General features: G+C 73.0%; 17 protein-coding genes. 4 read left to right on the forward strand and 13 right to left on the reverse strand.

Annotated elements, in window-relative coordinates; all coding sequences use genetic code 11:
* Positions 1–37 precede the first annotated feature (37 nt).
* The 13 genes from ABZ340_RS20820 to rsmH all read right to left on the reverse strand — a co-directional run bounded on the left by ABZ340_RS20820 (position 38) and on the right by rsmH (position 15,414).
* On the reverse strand, positions 38–757 hold the full coding sequence (locus tag ABZ340_RS20820; RefSeq protein ID WP_358783272.1) for a YggS family pyridoxal phosphate-dependent enzyme: 720 nt from the start codon (positions 755–757) through the stop codon (positions 38–40).
* Between the two features lie 6 nt (positions 758–763).
* Positions 764–1,492: a peptidoglycan editing factor PgeF gene (gene pgeF / locus ABZ340_RS20825; RefSeq protein ID WP_358783273.1), complete on the reverse strand. Its 729-nt coding sequence runs from the start codon at positions 1,490–1,492 to the stop codon at positions 764–766.
* The gene (gene ftsZ, locus ABZ340_RS20830; protein WP_358783274.1) at positions 1,489–2,709 is read right to left on the reverse strand and encodes a cell division protein FtsZ; all 1,221 of its coding nucleotides are present in this window, start codon (positions 2,707–2,709) and stop codon (positions 1,489–1,491) included. Before ftsZ ends, pgeF begins: the two co-directional genes overlap by 4 nt.
* Positions 2,710–2,996: 287 nt before the next feature.
* The gene (locus ABZ340_RS20835) at positions 2,997–3,791 is read right to left on the reverse strand and encodes an FtsQ-type POTRA domain-containing protein (protein ID WP_358783275.1); all 795 of its coding nucleotides are present in this window, start codon (positions 3,789–3,791) and stop codon (positions 2,997–2,999) included.
* A gap of 25 nt (positions 3,792–3,816) precedes the next feature.
* Positions 3,817–4,914, reverse strand: coding sequence for an undecaprenyldiphospho-muramoylpentapeptide beta-N-acetylglucosaminyltransferase (gene murG / locus ABZ340_RS20840; protein WP_358783276.1), 1,098 nt, complete (start codon positions 4,912–4,914; stop codon positions 3,817–3,819).
* Between the two features lie 6 nt (positions 4,915–4,920).
* Positions 4,921–6,273 carry a putative lipid II flippase FtsW gene (ftsW, locus tag ABZ340_RS20845; RefSeq protein WP_358783277.1) on the reverse strand — a complete coding sequence of 451 codons (1,353 nt, stop codon included), beginning with the start codon at positions 6,271–6,273 and terminating at the stop codon, positions 4,921–4,923.
* Between the two features lie 74 nt (positions 6,274–6,347).
* On the reverse strand, positions 6,348–7,766 hold the full coding sequence (gene murD, locus ABZ340_RS20850) for a UDP-N-acetylmuramoyl-L-alanine--D-glutamate ligase (protein WP_358783278.1): 1,419 nt from the start codon (positions 7,764–7,766) through the stop codon (positions 6,348–6,350).
* On the reverse strand, positions 7,748–8,821 hold the full coding sequence (gene mraY, locus ABZ340_RS20855; protein WP_358783279.1) for a phospho-N-acetylmuramoyl-pentapeptide-transferase: 1,074 nt from the start codon (positions 8,819–8,821) through the stop codon (positions 7,748–7,750). Before mraY ends, murD begins: the two co-directional genes overlap by 19 nt.
* Complete coding sequence (gene murF / locus ABZ340_RS20860; protein ID WP_358783280.1) at positions 8,818–10,224, reverse strand: UDP-N-acetylmuramoyl-tripeptide--D-alanyl-D-alanine ligase; 1,407 nt, start codon at positions 10,222–10,224, stop codon at positions 8,818–8,820. Before murF ends, mraY begins: the two co-directional genes overlap by 4 nt.
* 4 nt (positions 10,225–10,228) lie before the next feature.
* On the reverse strand, positions 10,229–11,749 hold the full coding sequence (locus ABZ340_RS20865) for a UDP-N-acetylmuramoyl-L-alanyl-D-glutamate--2,6-diaminopimelate ligase (RefSeq protein WP_358783281.1): 1,521 nt from the start codon (positions 11,747–11,749) through the stop codon (positions 10,229–10,231).
* A 200-nt stretch (positions 11,750–11,949) separates the two neighbouring features.
* Entirely contained in the window at positions 11,950–13,962 is a 2,013-nt protein-coding gene (locus ABZ340_RS20870) for a penicillin-binding protein 2 (protein ID WP_358783282.1), read from the reverse strand.
* The gene (locus tag ABZ340_RS20875) at positions 13,959–14,417 is read right to left on the reverse strand and encodes a hypothetical protein (protein WP_358783283.1); all 459 of its coding nucleotides are present in this window, start codon (positions 14,415–14,417) and stop codon (positions 13,959–13,961) included. The genes ABZ340_RS20870 and ABZ340_RS20875 overlap by 4 nt, the downstream gene beginning before the upstream one ends.
* A gap of 40 nt (positions 14,418–14,457) precedes the next feature.
* On the reverse strand, positions 14,458–15,414 hold the full coding sequence (gene rsmH / locus ABZ340_RS20880; protein ID WP_358783284.1) for a 16S rRNA (cytosine(1402)-N(4))-methyltransferase RsmH: 957 nt from the start codon (positions 15,412–15,414) through the stop codon (positions 14,458–14,460).
* A 471-nt stretch (positions 15,415–15,885) separates the two neighbouring features.
* Here rsmH and ABZ340_RS20885 point away from each other — a divergent pair, with 471 nt between their 5' ends.
* From ABZ340_RS20885 to ABZ340_RS20900, 4 genes are all read left to right on the forward strand, one after another.
* Entirely contained in the window at positions 15,886–16,431 is a 546-nt protein-coding gene (locus ABZ340_RS20885; RefSeq protein ID WP_358783285.1) for a carbonic anhydrase, read from the forward strand.
* Positions 16,432–16,753: 322 nt separating this feature from the next.
* Complete coding sequence (locus tag ABZ340_RS20890) at positions 16,754–17,767, forward strand: MoxR family ATPase (RefSeq protein WP_358783286.1); 1,014 nt, start codon at positions 16,754–16,756, stop codon at positions 17,765–17,767.
* Positions 17,767–19,128 (forward strand): DUF58 domain-containing protein, encoded by a 1,362-nt coding sequence (locus ABZ340_RS20895; protein ID WP_358783287.1) that lies wholly within the window; start codon positions 17,767–17,769, stop codon positions 19,126–19,128. The genes ABZ340_RS20890 and ABZ340_RS20895 overlap by 1 nt, the downstream gene beginning before the upstream one ends.
* Positions 19,128–21,518, forward strand: coding sequence for a DUF3488 and transglutaminase-like domain-containing protein (locus ABZ340_RS20900; protein ID WP_358783288.1), 2,391 nt, complete (start codon positions 19,128–19,130; stop codon positions 21,516–21,518). The genes ABZ340_RS20895 and ABZ340_RS20900 overlap by 1 nt, the downstream gene beginning before the upstream one ends.
* Positions 21,519–21,678: the final 160 nt, after the last annotated feature.

Below are 21,678 nucleotides of genomic sequence, written 5' to 3' on the forward strand. Positions count from 1 at the left end.
ACCATATTTTCTGCTGTGGTCCGACTTCTTGGCGACGTTACCCGAGCCTGGGGCGGACTCCGAGTACCGCGGTGCCGACGCGTACATGTGTCGCCCCGGCGGCCACGGCCTGTTCGAGGTCCGCGCTCATTCCTGCCGAGACCATGTTCGCAGCCGGATGGACTCGGCGCAGGTCGGTCGACAAATCCATGAGCCGCTCGAACGCCGCCTGTTGGCGCCCGGCGTACTCGCCGGTGAGCGGGGCGACGGTCATCAGCCCGTCGAGCCGCAGCCCCGGGGACCGGGCGACGAGGTCGGCCAACTCTTCGATTCCCCCGGGGGCCACGCCCCCGCGCTCCCCGCGCCCGCTCTCGCCGGCGTCGAGGGCGACCTGGATGAGGCACCCCACCTCGCGCCCGGCCCGCACGGCCTCCTTCGACAGAACTGTGACGAGCTTGGAACGATCGACGGACTGCACGTGATGCGCGTAACCGACCACGGAACGCACCTTGTTGGTCTGCAACTGGCCGACAAAATGCCAGGTAAGGGGCAGATCCGCACATGCGGCGGCCTTCGGGGCCGCGTCCTGGTCGCGGTTCTCGGCGACGTGGCGGACGCCGAGCTCGGCGAGGATCCGCACGTCGCTCGCCGGGTAGGTCTTGGTGACCACGATCAGGGTCACGTCCTCGCGGGGGCGCCCCGCGGCCGCACACGCGGCGGCGATGCGCTCCTCCACCTTCGCCAGGTTCGCGGCGAGTTCGTCCTTACGGTCCGTCATGCCCCATCAGTCCAGCCAGACATAGCCCGCGAGCCGCCCGGTGGTGCGGTCGCGGCGGTACGAGAAGTGGTCGTGCGACTCCAGCGTGCACACCGGCGAATGCGCCCGGTCGCGCACCCCGAGGCGCTGAAGCTGTGCGTGCACCCCGGCGCTCACGTCGACCGCCGGCGTGCCCCAGCTCGTCTCGGCGTGCGCCGCCGGCTCGACGGCGGCCACCTCGGCGCGCATCGCCTCCGGCACCTCGTAGCACCGCCCGCACACGGCGGGTCCGGTGCGGGCGACGATCCGGGCGGGGTCGGCGCCGAGTCCGGTCATGGCCCGCACGGCGGCGGGGACGACCCCGGCGACCATGCCGGGCCGGCCCGCGTGGGCCGCGGCGGCGACCCCCGCGACGGGGTCGGCGAGCAGGACGGGCACGCAGTCGGCGGTGAGGACGGCGAGGGCGAGACCCCGCTCGGCGGTGACGAGCGCGTCCACCCGGGGAACCGGGCCGTCCCCCCAGGGGCCGTCGACCACGGCGACGTCGGCGCCGTGCACCTGGTTCATCCAGACCACGCGGGCCGCGTCGAGGCCGAGGGAGGTGGCGGCCAGTTTGCGGTTGGCGGTGACGGCGGCGGGGTCGTCGCCGACCGCACCGCCGAGATTGAGCTCCTCGTACGGAACGGCGCTCACCCCGCCCCACCGGTCGGTGAAGGCGAAGTGCGCGCCGTTCACGGTGTCGCGCTGTCCTATCACTTGAGGAAGTCCGGCACGTCCAGTTCCTCGGCCGCGCTGTCCGCGTAGGTCCGCGTCGGCGGGACCGGGGGCGGGGCGACCGGCGGCAGATCGGTCACCGGCTCGGGGGCCGGAGGCTCGGGCTCCTCCTTCGGCTTGACGCTGCCGAGCGAGCCGAAGGTCGGGCGGCTCTCGGTCTGCCGGGCCGGCGCGGGCTCCTCGCGCCGGGGGGCGGCGGGGGCGGACGGGGCCGAGGCCGAGCCGAGGACGTTGTCCCGGCGGGCCGGCGGCTGGCCGCCGTCGAAGCCGGCCGCGATCACGGTGACCCGCACCTCGTCGCCGAGGGCGTCGTCGATCACCGCGCCGAAGATGATGTTGGCCTCGGGGTGGGCGGCCTCGCTGACCAGCTGGGCCGCCTCGTTGATCTCGAACAGGCCGAGGTCGGAGCCGCCGGAGATGGAGAGCAGCACGCCCCGGGCGCCGTCGATGGACGCCTCAAGGAGCGGCGAGGAGATCGCCATCTCGGCCGCGGCCACCGCGCGGTCGTCGCCGCGGGCCGAGCCGATGCCCATGAGGGCCGAACCGGCCTCGGACATGACCGACTTCACGTCGGCGAAGTCCAGGTTGATCAGGCCGGGGGTGGTGATGAGGTCGGTGATGCCCTGCACACCGGACAGCAGCACCTGGTCGGCGGACTTGAACGCGTCGAGCACGCTGACCTGGCGGTCCGAGATGGACAGCAGCCGGTCGTTGGGGATGACGATGAGGGTGTCGACCTCTTCACGGAGCTCGGCGATGCCGTCCTCGGCCTGGTTCGCGCGGCGCCGCCCCTCGAAGGTGAACGGGCGCGTGACCACGCCGATGGTGAGGGCGCCCAGCGAGCGTGCGATGTTGGCCACGACGGGCGCGCCGCCGGTGCCGGTGCCGCCGCCTTCACCGGCTGTCACGAAGACCATGTCGGCCCCCTTGAGGACCTCCTCGATCTCCTCGCGGTGGTCCTCGGCGGCCTTGCGGCCGACGGCCGGGTTGGCTCCGGCGCCGAGTCCGCGGGTGAGTTCACGGCCGACGTCCAGCTTGACGTCGGCGTCGCTCATCAACAGAGCTTGCGCGTCGGTGTTGATGGCGATGAACTCGACGCCCTTGAGACCGACCTCGATCATCCGGTTGATGGCATTGACACCACCGCCGCCGACACCGATGACTTTGATGACTGCGAGGTAGTTCTGCGGTGCTGCCACGTCGAAGGCCTCTCGCCTCGAGTTACGTGTCGTCGGTCCCTCGTGACGCGCTGCGTCCGAGACCCGACGACTGATGCCGAATGGGACGGTCCGTATCGCCGACCCGAACCCTAACCCTGAAGTTTAGGGTTACCAGTGTGTCTGTTCCCTGAAGTCTTCTGAACAGGACACTAAGTCGACAAGTGGCGCGCGTTCAACGAACACGCCGAACCTCCCGTTTTTCTTTTCACCCTATGTGATCAGCCATAGCGGCGCCCAACCAGGGTGCTGGCCTGCACGGATGCGCGTCAACTCCCCGCTGACGCCGGGGCCGTGGGGGCACTCACGTCGAAGTGCCGCGCGCGGGGCTCGGCTTTCATCAGGGCGGTCAGCGCGCGGGCCTTCTCCGCGCTCTTCTCCCCGCTCCCCCAGACCACGGTCCGGCCGTCACGCAGCCGGAGCGAGATGTCGTCGTACGAACGGACCTTGACGACCTGCGTGTCGCGGGCGACCGCGGCCGGGATCCGGCCGGCGACCCGTACCGCCTCGCGCACCAGCCGGTCCTCCCCGAAGCGGCGCAGACTGGCCGCGGCCGGACCCTGGCGGGAAAGCGCCAATTCCAGCAGGGGCACGCCTTTCGGGGCGCGGGAAACCGTGGCGAATCGGACACCTTCATCGTCCACTTCGACGAAGTTCCTGCCTTTTCGCACCAGAAGAACCGGGGTACGTTCGGTCACTTTCAGCCTGATGTCGTCCGGCCAGGAACGAACCACGTCAACGGCGTCGATTCGGAGCGAATTTCTCAGCAGGCGGGCTTCGACCGCCTCGGTGTCGACGGAAATCAACGGGTCCCCGACGGGGACGTCGGCGGCCTCGCGTACCTGAGCGGGTGTCAGAACCCGTGTGCCGGAGACCGAGACGCGTTCCACGCGCAGCCAGTCGGAGCCGTACAGGACCCAGCCGGTCCCGGCGCCGGCGAGCAGCAGGGCGACCGCCAGAACGACGATCGTACGAAGGCGGGGAGCCCTCGGGCGCCGCGTGCGGGGCGGGCCGGACGACTCCCGCCGGCGTTCACCGCGTTCGGCGGTGGTCGTTCCGGCCACGCTCCCTGCCCTCCGTCATCCGTGCCTAGCGGTGTGCGCGACCGGCGGCGATCGCCTCGTACACCATGCCGACGAGCAGGTCGTCGGCGTCCCTGCGGCCGAACTCGGCGGCGGCGCGGGACATCTCGTACAGCCGGTGCGGGTCGGCGAGCACGGGCAGGACGTTCTGCTGCACCCACTCCGGGGTGAGGTCCGCGTCGTCGACCAGCAGACCGCCGCCGGCCTTGACCACCGGCTGGGCGTTCAGCCGCTGCTCGCCGTTGCCGATGGGCAGCGGGACGTAGGCGGCCGGGAGCCCGACGGCGGAGAGTTCGGCGACGGTCATCGCGCCCGCGCGGCAGAGCATCATGTCGGCCGCGGCGTACGCGAGGTCCATCCGGTCCAGATAACTTACCGGGATGTACGGGGGCATCCCCGGCATCTGGTGCACCTGCGGCAGTTCGTTCTTCGGGCCGACCGCGTGCAGGATCTGGATGCCGGCCTGCTGGAGCCAGGGCGCGACCTGCTGGACGACCTCGTTGAGGCGGCGGGCGCCCTGCGAGCCGCCGGAGACCAGCAGCGTCGGCAGGTTGGGGTCGAGCCCGAAGGCGGCGCGGGCCTCGGGGCGCACGGCGGCCCGGTCCAGGGTCGCGATGGTGCGGCGCAGCGGGATGCCGATGTACCGGGCGCCGCGCAGCTTGCTGTCGGGGGTGGAGACGGCGACCTGGGCGGCGTACCGGGAGCCGATCTTGTTGGCGAGACCGGGGCGGGCGTTGGCCTCGTGGATGACGATCGGCACGCCCAGCCGCTTGGCCGCGAGGTAGCCGGGCAGGGCGACGTAGCCGCCGAAGCCGACCACGACGTCCGCCTTGGTGCGCTCCAGGATCTGCTCGGCCGCCTTGATGGTGCCGCGCAGCCGGCCCGGGACGGTGATCAGCTCGGGGGTGGGCTTGCGGGGCAGCGGCACGGCCGGGATGAGCGCCAGCTCGTAGCCCCGCTCGGGCACGAGCCGGGTCTCCAGGCCGCGCTCCGTGCCCAGGGCCGTGATCCCCACCGTCGGGTCCTGCCTGCGCAGGGCGTCCGCGAGGGCGAGCGCGGGCTCGATGTGGCCGGCGGTGCCTCCACCGGCGAGGACGACATGCACCGAAATTCACCGCTCTCCGGACGTGCGCACCGCCGAGGTGCGCCGTCGCATCGTGTTCCATCTCCGAGGCCCCTGCGGGCCCCTGGCCCCCCGCTTTTTACCAAAGCGAGGTTGCCGCATCGCAAGCGCCGCCCGCGCAGCGGGCTCGTCGCGCGCGAACGCGATCAGCAGCCCGATGGCGAACATGGTCGGCAGCAGGGCGGATCCCCCGTAGGAGAACAGCGGGAGGGGGACACCGGCGATCGGCAGCAGACCGAGCACCGCACCGATGTTGATCACGGCCTGGGCCGTGATCCAGGTGGTCACGCCTCCCGCGGCATACCTCACGAAGGGGTCCTCCGTGCGTCCGGCCACGCGGATACCCGCATAGCCTAGAGCCGCGAAGAGGGCGAGCACCGACAGCGTCCCCGCCAGACCCAGTTCCTCACCGGTGACGGCGAAGATGAAGTCGGTGTGCGCTTCGGGGAGTTGGCCCCATTTTTCCACACTGGCGCCGAGGCCGGATCCGAACAGTCCGCCCGAGGCGAGGGCGTAGATGCCGTGCGCGGCCTGCCAGCAGGCGTCGCCCGGGCCGGGGTCGGTCTCGCCGAGGCAGCCGAGCCGCGCCATGCGGTTGGGGCTGGTCTTGATGAGGATCACACCGAGCAGCGCGGCGACCGACAGCACACCGGCGAACAGCCGCGTGGGCGCGCCCGCGAGCCACAGCAGGCCGAACAGGATCGCTGTGAGAATGATCGCGGTGCCCATGTCGCCGCCGAGCATGATCAGCCCGAGCAGCAGGAAGGCGAGCGGCACCAGCGGCACCAGCATGTGCTTCCACTGCGCCAGCAGCCGCTTGTCCTGCTTGCGGGCGAGCAGGTCGGCGCCCCACAGCACCAGCGCCAGCTTGCCGAACTCGCTGGGCTGGAGCTGGAAGGGTCCCCCGATGGAGATCCAGTTCTGGTTGCCGTTGACCGACATGCCGATCCCGGGCACCTGCACCAGCGCCATCAGGAAGATCGCGCCGGCCAGGATCGGGTAGGCCAGCGCCCGGTGCAGCTTCACCGGCATCCGGGAGGCGGCGAACATCAGGGCGCCGCCGATCAGGGCCGCCAGGAACTGCTTGCGGAAGAAGTACGAGCCGGGCAGGGACAGTTGCAGCGCGGTGATCTGCGAGGCCGAGTAGACCATCACCAGGCCGAGCACGGTGATCAGCAGGCTGCCGCCGAGGATCAGGTAGTACGCGGTCAGCGGCCGGTCCCAGGCGCGGCGCGCGCGGGTGTGCAGGCGCAGGAGGGCGTTCTCACGCGACGGCCCCGGCGCGACGGGCCGTTTGACGGCCCGCTGCGCGGGCGGACGCCCGGTGCGGCTACCGGGCATCGCAGCCTCCGTCGTACGTCGGCCTCGACGGTCCCACGCGTCCCTCCCAAGGTCGCCCGGCGCAGGCGGCCGGGTCAGGCGCCGAGTTCGCGGACGGCCTGCGCGAACGCGTCACCGCGCTTGTTGTAGTTGGCGAACATGTCCATGGAGGCGCACGCCGGGGCCAGCAGCACCGTGTCGCCGGGCCGGGCGAGCCGCCGCGCCTCCTGGACGGCCTGGAGCATCGCCCCAGTGTCGGTCCGGTCGAGGTCGACGACGGGTACCTCCGGGGCGTGTCGCGCCAGGGCTTCGCGGATCAGGGCGCGGTCGGCGCCGATGAGGACGGCCCCGCGCAGCCGCTTCGCCGCGCCCGCGACCAGTTCGTCGAAGGTCGCGCCCTTGGCGAGCCCGCCGGCGATCCACACGACCGACTCGTACGCCGCCAACGAGGCTTCGGCGGCGTGGGTGTTGGTGGCCTTGGAGTCGTCGACGTACGCCACTCCGTCCACGTCCGCCACGTGCGCGATGCGGTGGGCGTCCGGCCGGAAGGCCCGCAGGCCGTCCCGTACGGCCGTGGCGGGCACGCCGAAGGCGCGCGCGAGGGCCGCCGCCGCGAGGGCGTTGGCGATGTTGTGCGGCGCCGGCGGGTGGACGTCGGAGACCTCGGCGAGCTCCTGGGCGTTCCTGTGCCGGTCCTCGACGAAGGCGCGGTCGACCAGGAGGCCCTCCACGACGCCGAGTTGGGAGGGGCCGGGCGTGCCCAGGGTGAAGCCGACGGCCCGGCAGCCCTCCTCGACGTCGGCCTCGCGGACCAGGTCCTCGGTGGCCTTGTCGGCGACGTTGTAGACGCAGGCGACGCGGTTGCCCTCGTAGATGCGGCCCTTGTCGCGCGCGTACGCCTCCATGGAGCCGTGCCAGTCGAGGTGGTCGGGGGCGAGGTTGAGGACGGCGGCCGAGTGGGCGCGCACGGAGGGCGCCCAGTGGAGCTGGTAGCTGGACAGCTCCACGGCCAGGACGTCGTAGTGCTCCTCGCCGGTGACGGCGTCCAGCAGCGAGACGCCGATGTTGCCGACGGCGGCCGTGCGCAGGCCGGCCGCCGTCAGGATGGAGGCGAGCATCTGGACGGTCGTCGTCTTGCCGTTGGTGCCGGTGACGGCGAGCCAGGGGGCGGCGTCGGGGCCGCGCAGGCGCCAGGCCAGTTCGACGTCGCCCCAGACCGGGACCCCGGCCCGCTCGGCCGCCGCGAACAGCGGCTTGTCCGGCTTCCAGCCGGGCGCGGTGACGATCAGCTCGGTGGCCTCGGGCAGGGTGTCGCCGTCGCCGAGGCGCACGGTGATCCCGAGGGCCTCCAGCTCGGCCGCCTGGGCCCGGGCCCGTTCGTCGTCGCCGTCGTTGACGACGGTGACGTGCGCGCCGAGGCCGTGGAGGACCTTGGCCGCGGGGACCCCGGAGACGCCGAGTCCGGCGACGGTGACGTGCTTTCCCTGCCAGTCGGTCACTTGTCGGCCGCCCATCCCGCGTAGAAGAGGCCCAGTCCGACGATCACACAGATGCCCTGGATGATCCAGAAGCGGACCACCACCAGGACTTCGGACCAGCCCTTGAGTTCGAAGTGGTGCTGGAGTGGCGCCATCCGGAAGACGCGCTTGCCGGTGAGGCGGAAGGAGCCGACCTGGATCACCACGGACATGGTGATCAGGACGAACAGGCCGCCGAGGATGGCGAGCAGCAGCTCGGTGCGCGAGCAGATCGCCAGGCCCGCGAGCACGCCGCCGAGCGCGAGCGAACCGGTGTCGCCCATGAAGATCTTGGCCGGCGAGGTGTTCCACCACAGGAAGCCGAGGCAGGCGCCCATCAGCGCGGAGGAGACGACCGCGAGGTCGAGCGGGTCGCGCACCTCGTAGCAGGCGCCCGGGTTGGTCAGCGTCATGGCGTTGGCGCACGACTCCTGGAACTGCCAGACGCCGATGAAGGTGTAGGCGCCGAAGACGAGGACGGAGGCGCCGGTGGCCAGGCCGTCCAGGCCGTCGGTGAGGTTCACGCCGTTCGACATCGCCAGGATCATGAACAGCGCCCAGACCACGAAGAGCACCGGGCCGATGGTCCAGCCGAAGTCCGTGATGAACGACAGCTTGGTGGAGGCCGGGGTGTTGCCGCGGGAGTCCGCGAACTGCAGCGAGAGCACCGCGAAGGCGATGCCGACGATGAGCTGGCCGGCCATCTTCGCCTTGGCCCGCAGGCCCAGCGAGCGCCGCTTGACGATCTTGATGTAGTCGTCGAGGAAGCCGACCAGGCCCATGCCGACCATCAGGCCCAGCACCAGCACGCCGGAGTACCGCGGCGGCTCGCCGCTGATCACCTTGCTGAGGAAGTAGGCGGCGACCGTCGCCAGGATGAAGGCGATGCCGCCCATGGTCGGCGTACCGCGCTTGCTGGCGTGCTCGCGCGGGCCGTCGTCACGGATGTACTGGCCGTACCCCTTGCGCGCGAGCAGCTTGATCAGCAGCGGTGTGCCGACCAGGGTCAGGAACAGACCGATGACACCCGCGAACAGGATCTGATTCATCATCGGGCTGCGACCTCACCCTCGGCACCGGTCTCGAGCAGCGCCTCGGCCACCTTCTCGAGCCCGACCGAACGGGACGCCTTCACGAGTACGACGTCTCCCGGGCGCAACTCGCTGCGCAACAGGTCGACCGCCGCCTGTGCGTCGGACACGTGCACCGACTCCTCACCCCACGAACCCTCGTTATATGCGCCCAGTTGCAGCCATTGGGCTTCCCTGCCCCCGACCGCGACGAGCTTGCTGACGTTGAGCCGGACGGCGAGCCGTCCGACCGCGTCGTGCTCGGCGAGCGCCTCGTCCCCGAGCTCGGCCATCTTGCCGAGCACCGCCCACGTACGGCGTCCCTTGGCCATGGCTGCCAGCGCGCGCAGGGCGGCCCGCACGGACTCGGGGTTCGCGTTGTAGGCGTCGTTGACGATCGTCACGCCGTCCGGGCGCTCGGTGACCTCCATCCGCCAGCGGGAGAGGGAGCCCGCCTCGGAGAGCGCGACGGCGATCTCGTCTGCGGACATGCCCAGCTCGTGGGCGACGGCGGCGGCGGCGAGCGCGTTCGACACGTGATGCTCACCGTACAGGCGCATGGTCACATCGCTTGCACCGGAGGGTGTGTGAAGCCTGAAGGAGGGCTGACCGGTGTCCGTGAGTCGCACGTTCTCGGCGCGAACGTCCGCTTCGTCGGACTCTCCGAAAAGGATCACCTTCGCCTTCGTTCGGGAGGCCATGGCGCGTACGTAGGGGTCGTCCGCGTTGAGGATCGCCGCGCCGTCCTCCGGAAGCGCCTCGACGAGTTCGCCCTTGGCCTGGGCGATCTGCTCGCGGCCGCCGAACTCGCCGATGTGGGCGGAGCCGACGTTGAGGACGAGACCGATCTTCGGGGGGGTGAGTTCGGTCAGGTACCGGATGTGGCCGATGCCGCGGGCGCCCATCTCCAGGACGAGGAACCTCGTCTCTTCGGTGGCGCTCAGCGCGGTCAGCGGCAGCCCGATCTCGTTGTTGAGCGAGCCCGGCGTGAACACCGTCGGCGCCTTGCGGCGCAGCACCTGGGCGAGGAGGTCCTTGGTGCTGGTCTTGCCCGCGGAGCCGGTGAGGCCCACGAGGGTGGCGCCGAGGCGGCGTACGACGTGCCGGGCGAGGGCGCCGAGGGCGGCCTGGACGTCGTCCACGACGATCGCGGGCACGCCGACGGGGCGGGTGCCGAGCACGGCCACCGCTCCCGCCTCGACGACGGCCCGCGCGAAGTCGTGGCCGTCCACGCGCTCGCCGGCGAAGGCGACGAAGAGGCTGCCGGGCTCCGCCTCGCGGGAGTCCCGGACGACCGGTCCGGTGACCTGGACGGACGGATCCGGTATGTCGTGCGTCTGCCCGCCGACGACGTCTGCGATCTCGGCGAGAGAGAGGGCGATCACAAGTTCATCCCTGGGTTTTCTGGATTGCTTCGCGAAGCACCTGGCGGTCGTCGAAGGGACGGACCACCCCGGCGATGTCCTGGCCCTGCTCGTGGCCCTTGCCCGCCACCAGCACGGTGTCGCCCGGCTGCGCGCGGGCGACGGCGGCGGCGATGGCGGCGGCCCGGTCCTCGAAGACCTGGACCTCGCCGCGCTCGTGCGCGGGCACGGAGGCCGCGCCCTGGAGCATGGTGGCGAGGATGGCGAGGGGGTCCTCGGAGCGGGGGTTGTCGGAGGTCAGTACGGCGGTGTCGGCGAGCCGGGCCGCGGCGGCGCCCATCGGGGCGCGCTTGGTGGTGTCCCGGTCGCCGCCGCAGCCGAGGACGACGTGCAGCCGGCCCTCGGTGACCTTGCGCAGGGCACGCAGCACGGACTCGACGGCGTCGGTCTTGTGGGCGTAGTCGACCACCGCGAGGTACGGCTGGCCGGCGTCCACGCGCTCCAGCCGGCCCGGCACGCCCGGCACGGCGGCGACGCCGTCGGCGGCGGCCTGCGGGTCGAGGCCGGCGGCGGCGAGGGCGGCGATCGCGGCGAGGGTGTTCGCCACGTTGAAGGGGCCGGCCAGCGGCGAGCGGGCGGAGATCCGCTCGCCCTTCGGGCCGGTCACGGTGAACGTCGAGTCCATCGGCCCGACCCGCACGTCCTCGGCCCGCCAGTCGGCGTCCGGGTGGCCCTCGGCGGAGTAGGTGACGACCGGGACGGTCGCCTCCCCGGCGAGCCGGCGGCCGTACTCGTCGTCCACGTTGACCACGCCCAGCCTGCTGCGCCGCGGCGTGAACAGCTGCGCCTTGGCCTGGAAGTAGTCCTCCATGCCGGAGTGGAACTCCATGTGCTCCGGGCTGAGGTTGGTGAAGACGGCGACGTCGAAGACGCAGCCGTCGACCCGACCGAGGACGAGGGCGTGGCTGGAGACCTCCATGGCGACCGCCTCGGTGCCGCGTTCGCGCATGACCGCGAAGAGGGCCTGGAGGTCGGTGGCCTCGGGGGTGGTGCGCTCGGACTTGATGCGCTCGTCGCCGATGCGCATCTCGACCGTGCCGACGAGACCGGTGGTCTTCGCCGTCCGCAGGCCGCCCTCGACGAGGTAGGCGGTGGTGGTCTTGCCGGAGGTGCCGGTGATGCCGATCTGGAGCAGATCGCGGCCCGGGTGGCCGTAGATCGTGGCCGCCAGCTCGCCCATGCGCCCGCGCGGGTCGTCGACGACGAGGACCGGCAGACCGGTGGCGGCGGCGCGCTCGGCGCCGGACGGGTCGGTCAGCACGGCGGCGGCACCGAGGCCGGCGGCCTGGGCGACGAAGTCGGCGCCGTGGGCGCGGGCCCCGGGCAGGGCGGCGTACAGGTCGCCGGGCCGGACGGCGCGCGAGTCGTGGGTGACGCCCGTGACCTCGGCGTTCTTCTCCGGCGCGGTGACACCCAGCTGATCGGCGAGTTCCGCGAGGGGTGTGGCGGAGACCTGCACCGGCCGGGGCGGTCCCGGATATGTCACGGGTTGGCCCTTCTGGGTGGTTTGGGACTGATCAGCGTGTGGCACGGCGGTGAGCGTACCGGGCGCACCCGCTTCCGGGCGAAGTGAGGGGCGGGGGGCTTCCTGGTTCCCGGAATCGGGGGTGATCGTTGTCACGAGGTGGTTCCTGGTGGCTCGGTACTGCATCGGTGCTGAGCAGGGTCTGACTGCATCGGTGCTGATCAGGGTCTGAAGGTGACCGGGAGCTTCGCTGGGGCGGCGCCGGTCGGCGGGACCTGGAGGGTCTTCAGGGCGAACTCCATCACCTGCTTGTAGACGGGGCCGCAGATCTGGCCGCCGAAGTAGCTGCCCTTGGTGGCGTTCTGGATGGCGCAGTAGACGGTGACGCGGGGCTTGTCGGCGGGCGCGAACCCGGCGAACGACGACGTGTAGCCGCGGTACTTGCCGGTGGCCGGATCCACTCGGTTGGCGGTACCGGTCTTGCCCGCCACCCGGTAGCCGGGGATGCGCGCCTTGGTGCCGGTGCCCTCCTCGTCGTCCACGACGGACTCCAGCATGCGGGACAGGGTCTTCGCCGTCTTCTCACTGACCACCCGCGTCTTCTCGGGCTCGGGGGCGGGGGTGAAGCGCCCGTCGGGGCCCTTGGTGCCGCGCACGAGCGTGGGCTCGACGCGGACGCCGCCGTTGGCGATGGTCGAGTAGACGGACGCCGCCTGCATCGCGTTGATGGACACGCCCTGGCCGAAAGGAATCGTGTACTGCTGCGAGGTCGACCACTGGTCGGGGGGCGCGAGGATGCCCTTGGTCTCGCCGGGGAAGCCGAGCCCGCTGTAGCTGCCGAGGCCGAACTTGCGCAGGTAGGAGTACAGGACCTGGTTGGCCTCCCGCTGGGTCTTGCCGAGCTGCCCGGTGGCCAGGATGGTGCCGATGTTGCTGGACTTGGCGAGCACGCCGTTGAGCGTGAGGTACCAGGTCGGGTGGTCGACGTCGTCCTTGAAGAGCCGGTCGCCGCGGTGCAGCCGGTTGGGCACGACGACATGGGTCGTCGGCGTGGCCGCGTTCTCCTCCAGCACGGCCGCCATCGACATCACCTTGGCGGTGGAGCCGGGCTCGTAGGCGTCCTGGAGCGCCGCGTTGCCGAGCGCGGCCGGGTCGGCCTCCGAGAGGTTGTTCGGGTCGAAGCCGGGCGAGTTCGCCATGGCGAGGATCTCGCCGGTGCGGGTGTCCTGGACGATGACGTAACCGCCGTCCGCCTCGGACTCCTCCACCTGCTCGGTGATGGCGTGCTGGGCGGCCCACTGGATGTCGCGGTCGATGGTGAGCTCGACGTCGCTGCCGGGCACGGCGGGCGTCTCGTTGGCGCCGATCGTGGGCACCTGACGGCCGCCGGACTGGGCGTAGCGGATCTCGCCGTCCTCGCCGGCCAGCGTCTCGTCCAGCTTCCGCTCCAGGCCGCCGCTGCCCTCGCCCTCGGCGTTGACCCAGCCCAGGATCCCGGCGGCGAGGTCGCCGTTGGGGTAGATCCGCTTGCTGCTGGGGTCGGCGAAGACGCCCGCGAGGACGTTGACGGCGGAGTCGTCCTTCTCGGCCTTCTTGACGAGCGCGGTCTTCAGGTCCTTGATCTGGTTCCAGACCTCGGGGGTCTTGCCGCGGGCGAGCCGGACGTAGCGCAGCTCCTTGTTCTTCGGGCGGAGCCTGGCGGCCAGCGCCTCCTGGTCCTCGCCGAGGATCGGGGCGAGGAGGGCGGCGGCCTGTTCCGGCCCGTCACCGATCTTCAGCTGCTCGCGCGTGAACATCGTCGGGTCGGCGGTGATGTCGTAGGCGTCCACGGTGGACGCGAGGGCGACGCCGTTGCGGTCGGTGATGCCGCCGCGCTCGGCGGGCAGGGTGTGGACGACGTACCGGTTCTGTTCGGCCTTGGCGGCGTACGTGCTCGCGTCGACGGCCTGCACCTGCAGCAGCCGTACGACGAAGGCGGACATGACCAGGGTCAGCGCCAGGCCGATCATCCGCAGCCGGGGGCGGGGGCTGCCCAGCTTCAGGGGGCGCGAGGCGGCCTGGCGGGGCGGGGCCGGGCGGCGGGCCGGGCGGGCGCCGGGGCCCGGACGGCGCTGGGTGCCGGGACGGCGCTGGGTGCCGGGACGGTGCTGGGCGCCGGGGCGGGCCGGGCGGGCGGGCCCGGGCACGCGGCGGCGCGGCGGTTGCCTGCCGAAGTCGTCGACCACTTCCGTCACCTGCCAGGGGTCGTGGAGGGCATGGGCGGGGCGGCCGGGGCGGTCGCGGTGAGGGCCTCGGGGGCGAGGACGAGCGGGGTGGCCGCGGCGGGGGCGGGGCTGGGGACGCCCTTGACGGTGCCGTCCGGCTCCAGGAACGCCGGGTCGCCGCCGGGCACCATGCCGAGCTCGCGGGCGCGGCGCAGCAGGGCCTGCGGGGCGGAGTAGGCGTCGATGTCCCGCTGGAGGGACTGCTCCTCGTCGGTGAGGCTCTTGGTCTCCTCCTTCAGGTCGTCGAGCTGGAAGGAGCCCTCGCTCAGGGCGGAGTTCAGCACCAGCAGCCCGATGAGGCCGCCGCCGAGAAGGACGACGACGAGGAGGACGAAGGGGGCACGGGCCGCCTGTCCGCCGCTCGGCGGGAGGAGCCGGGCGAGCCTGGCCGCCCTCCCCTTCAGTTCGGTTTTCTTCCCGCTCACGCGCTCCCCTCCCGGCCGGGGCGCCGCGCCTGCGCCCGGTTCACTCGGCGTCCTCCCTGATGCGCTGGGCCCCGCGCAGCCGGGCCGGCGCCGCTCGCCGGTTCTCGGCGATCTCCTCCTCGGTGGGAAGTTCGGCACCGCGGGTGAGCAGCTTGAGCCGGGGCTGGTAGCGCTCGGGGACGACCGGCAGGCCGGGCGGGGCGGTGTTCGCGGCGCCGGCCGCGAAGACCTGCTTGACCAGCCGGTCCTCCAGGGAGTGGTACGACAGCACCGCGATCCGCCCGCCCACGGCGAGCGCCTTGACGGCGGCCGGGATCGCCCGCTCCAGGACGGACAGCTCGCCGTTGACCTCGATGCGCAGCGCCTGGAAGGTGCGCTTGGCCGGGTTGCCGCCGGTGCGCTTGGCGGCCTGCGGCAGCGCGTCGCGGATCAGCTCCACCAGGCGGGCGCTGGTGGTGAACGGCTCCTTCTCGCGCTCGCGCACGATCGCGGCGACGATCCGCTTGGCCTGCTTCTCTTCGCCGTAGGCGCGCAGGATCCGCACCAGCTCGCCCGGCGGGTAGGTGTTGAGGACCTCGGCGGCGCTGATGCCGGTGGTCTGGTCCATGCGCATGTCGAGCGGGGCGTCCTGCGCATAGGCGAAGCCGCGGCCTGCCTCGTCGAGCTGCATGGAGGAGACGCCCAGGTCGAACAGGACGCCCTGCACGCGCGGGATGCCGAGCCGGCCGAGGACGTCCGGCAGCTCGTCGTAGACGGCGTGCACCAGGGTGGCGCGCTCCCCGTAGGGCGCGAGGCGCTCGCCGGACAGGCGCAGGGCCTCCTTGTCGCGGTCCAGGGCGACGAGCCGCGCCTCGGGGAACCGCCGCAGCAGTGCCTCGCTGTGCCCGCCGAGGCCGAGCGTGCAGTCGACGACCACGGCCCCCGGCTCCGTCAGGGCGGGTGCCAGCAGGTCCAGGCAGCGCTGGAGCATCACCGGGACGTGTCGACTCTGGCTCAAGGGGGCCTCTCAGGTCCGGCGAGCGGTACGCACCGCCGGGTCCCCGCCCGCTCGTGCGGTGGAGACGGCCCGCCGGCGCCGGAAGCGTCAGCCGACCGGGAGCGGGGGGAGGCCGAGCCGTACGTACGCGCCGCGCACGTGGGAAGTCTCCGGCAGCGGCGCCGGGGTCTCCGTGAAATTCAGTCCAGCGGGGAGAGCCTCGCCTCCCGCTTCGCGTCACTTTAGTCCACCGTGTCGCCCGGTCAATCAACCGGCCTGCGCGTCGCGGAAGCCGTGGGCCGGGGAGCGGCACGGCCCGCGATACCACCCGAACGGGTGAAGGCGCACCACTCCTGGGGACCAGCGGGCCGCGCGCCCCGCTGACGGCCTCCGCCGCTTCGCGCCCACCGTCACGGCCCCGCCCCCTGCCCGTCCTCCGTTCGTCCCCCCTCGTGCGGACCGGGAGGATGCCTGGCCAGTACGGTTTTACCCATGACGAACTCTGCATCGGTTCCCGCCGGCTCCGAGGCCGCCCTGGACGGCGGCTCCGCCACCGACCGCTTCCTGGAGGCGAACACCCGGTACGCCGCCGCCTTCGCCGACGCCGCTCTGGACTCCCGCCCCGCTCTGCGCACCGCCGTCGTGGCCTGCATGGACGCGCGTCTGGACGTGACCGCCGCGCTCGGCCTGCGCAACGGCGACTGCCATGTCATCCGCAACGCGGGCGGTGTCGTCACCGACGACGTGCTCCGCTCCCTGACCATCAGCCAGCGCAAGCTGGGCACCCGCAGCGTGGTCCTGGTCCACCACACGGGCTGCGGCATGGAGACCCTCACCGAGGACTTCCGCGCCGAGCTGGAGCACGAGGTCGGCCAGCGCCCCGCCTGGGCGGTGGACTCCTTCAAGGACGTCGACCAGGACGTGCGGCAGTCGATCGAGCGGGTGCGCACCTCGCCGTTCCTGCCGCACACCGACGACGTGCGCGGCTTCGTCTACGACGTGAAGACGGGCCTGCTGCGCGAGGTCACCCCCGTCTGACCGTCCCTCCCGCCCCGGAACACCCCGCCGCACGAGCGCCGCAAAAGGCCTGAAGAGCCGACATATCGCGGGCAGTTGTCCACAGGCGAGTGACACGAATCGGTAACGGCAGCAAGAATGCGGGGAGTGGCGTCGCGCGGAACCATTCACGCGTGGTGTCCGTGTTTCGGGGCGGGCCGGTCCGCAGCGTCGCGCACCGGTCCGGAAAGCTGGGGTACCCCTTGCTCCTTGGCGAGCGCGGGGAAGGGCCGAGGAGGGCCGGGTGACGACCTATGACGATCGAGCGAGCCATGGGGGTGCCCCCACCCGAGTGAGTTCGGGAGTGGGGGAAGACCTGACCGCTGTGGTCGAGCGCGTGCGCGGTTCGGTGGAGGGCGTGATCGAGGGCAAGCCCGAGGTCGTACGGCTTTCGCTGACCGTGCTGCTCGCCGAGGGACACCTGCTGATCGAGGACGTCCCCGGGGTCGGCAAGACCATGCTCGCCAAGGCGCTGGCACGGTCGATCGACTGCTCGGTGCGGCGCATCCAGTTCACGCCCGACCTGCTGCCGTCGGACATCACCGGCGTGTCCATCTGGGACCAGCAGCGCCGGGACTTCGAGTTCAAGCCGGGCGCGATCTTCGCGCAGGTCGTGATCGGCGACGAGATCAACCGCGCCTCGCCCAAGACGCAGTCCGCGCTGCTGGAGTCGATGGAGGAGCGGCAGGTCACCATCGACGGCCAGACCTACGAGCTGCCCAGCCCCTTCATGGTGGTGGCGACGCAGAACCCGGTCGAGATGGAGGGCACCTATCCGCTGCCGGAGGCTCAGCGCGACCGTTTCATGGCGCGGGTCTCGGTGGGGTACCCCAGCGCGGAGGCCGAGCTGCGGATGCTGGACGTGCACGGCGGCGTCTCGCCGCTGGAGGACCTGCAGCCGGTGGCGCACGCACACGAGATCGTGAAGCTGATCGAGGCGGTCCGGGGCGTCCACGTCGCCGAGCCGGTGCGGCGGTACGCCGTGGAGCTGGTCGCCGCCACGCGCACCCACCCCGACCTCAGACTCGGCGCCTCCCCGCGGGCCACGCTGCACCTGCTGCGCGCGGCGAAGGCGTCCGCCGCCCTGAGCGGCCGGGAGTACGCACTGCCGGACGACGTGCAGGCCCTCGCCGTCGCCGTCCTGGCCCACCGGCTGCTGCCCACCGCCCAGGCCCAGCTCGACCGCCGTACCGCCGAGCAGGTCGTGCAGGAGATCCTCCAGCGCACCCCGGTGCCCGCGGCGCCCCCGCAGCCGAGCGGCTACGGCCTGGCCCCCGGTGGCCCGGCGTACGGCCGGCAGACGCCGCGGAGGCTGTGATGTCCGCCGGGGGGACGGGGCAGGCGGAGGACGGCCGGGGGGGCCGCAGCGGTGTGCGCACCGCCCTGGCGGGCCTGACCACGCGCGGGCGCTCCTTCCTGGCCGCCGGCGTCGCCGCCGCCGTGTGCGCCTACGCCCTCGGCCAGAGCGACCTGCTCCGGGTCGGGCTGCTGCTGGCGGTGCTGCCGCTGGTGTGCGCGACCGTGCTGTACCGCACCCGCTACCGGGTCGCGGGCAGCCGCCGCCTCTCCCCCGCGCGGGTCCCCGCCACCGGCGAGGCCCGGGTCCACCTGCGCGTGGAGAACGTCTCGCGGCTGCCCACCGGCCTGCTGATGCTCCAGGACCGGGTGCCCTACGTGCTCGGGCCGCGCCCCCGCTTCGTGCTCGACCGGGTCGAGGCGGGCGGCCGGCGCGAGGTGTCCTACCGGGTCCGCTCCGACCTGCGCGGCCGCTATCCGCTGGGGCCGCTCCAGCTGCGGCTGACCGACCCGTTCGGGATGTGCGAGCTGACCCGGTCCTTCTCGGCGCAGGACACCCTGACCGTGATCCCGCGCGTGGTGCCGCTGCCGCCGGTGCGCTTCGGCGGCGAGGCCAAGGGGTACGGCGACGGGCGGCAGCGTTCACTGGCGCTGGCGGGCGAGGACGACGTGATCCCGCGCGGGTACCGCTACGGCGACGACCTGCGGCGCGTGCACTGGCGCTCCACCGCCCGGCACGGCGAGCTGATGGTGCGCCGCGAGGAGCAGCCGCAGCGCGCCCGCTGCACGGTGCTGCTCGACACCCGGGGCGCCGCCTTCGAGGGCGCGGGCCCGGACTCCGCCTTCGAGTGGGCGGTCTCGGGCGCGGCGTCGGTGCTGGTGCACATGCTGGAGCGGGGCTTCACGGTGCGGCTGCTCACGGACACCGGCAGCGCGGTGCCCGGCGAGGGCGCCGACGGGTTCGCGGGGGCGGGCCAGGGGACGGCGGACGCGGCCGGGCTGATGATGGACACCCTCGCGGTGATCGACCACTCCGACGGCACCGGGCTGTCCCGGGCCTACGACGTGCTGCGCGGCGGCGGCGAGGGGCTGCTGGTGGCGTTCTTCGGCGACCTCGACGAGGAACAGGCCGCGGTGGCCGCGAGGATGCGGCGGCGCAGCGGGGGCGCGGTCGCCTTCGTCCTGGACAGCGGGAGCTGGCTGCGGGAACCGGCCGGTGTGCCCGGTCCGCCGGGCCGGAGCGGGGAGGGCCTGCGGATGCTGCGCGAGGCGGGCTGGACGGCCCTCGGGGTGGAGCGGGGTGCCTCCTTGGAGGAGCTGTGGCGCCTGGCGGACCGGGAACGCACGGGTGCCGCCGCGGCGAGTGGCGGGGAGGGCGCGTGATGAGCGGGCGGGGACGGCTGGCGTTGTGCGCGTGGGCGGCCACGCTGATGGCGGCCTGCGCGCTGCTGCCGCTGGTCGACCCGGCCACGTGGATTCTCCAGGCCGCGGTCCTGCTGGCGATCCAGTCCGGGGTGGGCGCGGCGTGCCGGCGGGTGCCGCTGGCCCGGCCGCTGACCGTGGCGGCGCAGGGCGTGACCCTGCTGGTGCTGCTGACGCTGGTCTTCGCCCGCGAGCAGGCTCTCGCCTGGCTGATTCCCGGGCCCCGGGCCTTCGGCCACTTCGGCGACCTGCTGCGCCAGGGCGCCGACGACATCGCGCGGTACGCGATCCCGGCCCCGCTGGAGTCCGACGGCATCCGGCTGATGCTGGTGGGCGGGGTGCTGGTGATCGGGCTGCTGGTGGACGTGCTCGCGGTGACCTTCCGCGGCGCGGCACCGGCCGGGCTGCCGCTGCTGGCGCTGTACTCGGTGGCCGCGGGGCTGTCCGACGGCGGCACCGACTGGCTGTGGTTCCTGCTCGCGGCGACCGGCTACCTGATGCTGCTGCTGGCCGAGGGGCGGGACCGGATCGCCCGGTGGGGGCGGGTCTTCGGCGGGACGCCGCGCACCCTCGGAGGTGAGCCGGGCGGCGCCGTCGCCCCGGTCCGCACCGGGCGCCGCATCGGCGCGGTCGTCCTCGGCATCGCCGTGGTGGTGCCCCTGGCCCTGCCCACGATGCACGGCGGCCTGCTGGACGGCGTCGGCCCGGGTGCGGGCTCCGGCTCCGGGAACGGCGGCACGATCTCCGCGGTGAACCCGCTGGTCTCCCTGCGCGACAGTCTCAACGTGGACGAGGACCGCCAGGTCCTGTCGGTGAAGACCAGCACCAGGAACCTCTCCGACCTGTATCTGCGGATCGTGTCCCTGGACGACTTCGACGGCACCACCTGGAAGCCGTCCCGACGGCAGATCACCGCCGTCCCGGACGACGCCTTCCCCGCCCCGCCCGGCCTCGGCCCCGACATCCGGCGCGCCCGGATCGAGACGACGATCGCCGCCGCGGACTGGTACGCCCAGGACTGGCTGCCGATGCCGTATCCGCCGAGCGGTGTGCGGGTCGGCGGCAACTGGCGCTACGAACCGGTCGGCATGACCCTGGTCGGCGACCACGGGCAGAACACGCGGGGCCTGACGTACGAGGTCAGGAGCCTGGAGGTGCAGCCGACGGCGGAGCAGCTCGCCGGGGCGCCCAGGCCGCCTGCGGCCCTGGCGCGCGAGTACACCGAGCTGCCCGACTCGCTGCCGGAGGTGGTGTCCCGCACCGCCCGCGTCGTCACCAGGGGCTCGGCGAACGACTACGACCGCGCGGTCAAGCTCCAGGAGTACTTCGCGGTCACCGGCGGTTTCCAGTACGACACCCGGGTGCAGGTCGGCAGCGGCTCCCAGGCGATCGCCCGGTTCCTGTGGGAGAAGGAGGGCTTCTGCGTCCACTTCTCCTTCGCGATGGCGGCGATGGCCCGCTCCCTGGGCATACCGGCGCGCGTGGCGGTCGGTTTCGCGCCGGGTTCGCCGCTGGCGGACGGTTCGATGTCGGTGACGCTGCGCGACGCGCACGCCTGGCCCGAGCTGTACTTCGAGGGCGTGGGCTGGACCCGCTTCGAGCCCACCCCCACCCGGGGCACGGCACCGTCGTACACCGCACCGGACGTGCCCGGTACCGCGCTCCCGGACGTCGCGCAGCCGTCCCAGGAGGCGTCGGCGGCGCCCTCGGCCGCACCGTCGGCGAGCGAGAGCTGCACGGTGGAGCAGAAGAAGGCGCAGGCGTGCGTCAGCGAGTCGCAGCAGGCCGCGCCGGCCCGGGACGACGGCGGCCCGCAGTGGTACGTGGTGCCGGCCTGGATCCTCGGCGCTCTCGTCCTCCTGCTGATCCCCCTGGCGCCGCTGCTGTGGCGGCAGCGGATGCGGGCGGTGCGCCTGGGGGCGCACGGCCGCACCGAGGCCGGCGCGGCACTGCACGCCCTGGCGGTCTGGCAGGAGCTGGCCGACACGGCGTGGGACTTCGGGATCGCGCCGGACGAGTCGCAGACCCCGCGCAAGGCCGCGGCCCGGATCGTCCGGCTCGGGCGGCTGGATCCGGAGGCCGCGGCGGCAGTGCACCGGGTGGCGGACGCCGTGGAGCAGGTCCTCTACGCCCCCCGGCCCCGCCCGGCGGCGGGACTCGCCGTCGACGTCCACCGGGTGACGGCCGGGCTGCGTGCCACGGCCGGCCGCGGCACGCGGCTGCGGGCGTGGTTCGCCCCGCGTTCCGCCGTGCGGGTGGTCTGGGCGGCGTCGGCCTGGTGGGCCGGTGCGAAGGCCCGTGCCGCCGCCGTACGCCCGGCCCTGCGCAGGCCGTCCCGGCAGCGGGGCTGAGCGGCGGGCCGCCGGCGGCAGGGCGAGCCATGCAGGGCAGGCAGGACATGGGTGAGGGGGGGGGGGCGCGGGGGGGGGGCGGCCCCCCCCCCCCCCGGTCGGTGTTGTGTGTTTGGGGGGGTGGGGGCGGGGGGGGCCCCCCCCCGGGCCCCCCGACGTG

Source organism: Streptomyces sp. NPDC006134 (genome assembly GCF_040628835.1).
Classification (GTDB): Bacteria; Actinomycetota; Actinomycetes; order Streptomycetales; family Streptomycetaceae; genus Streptomyces.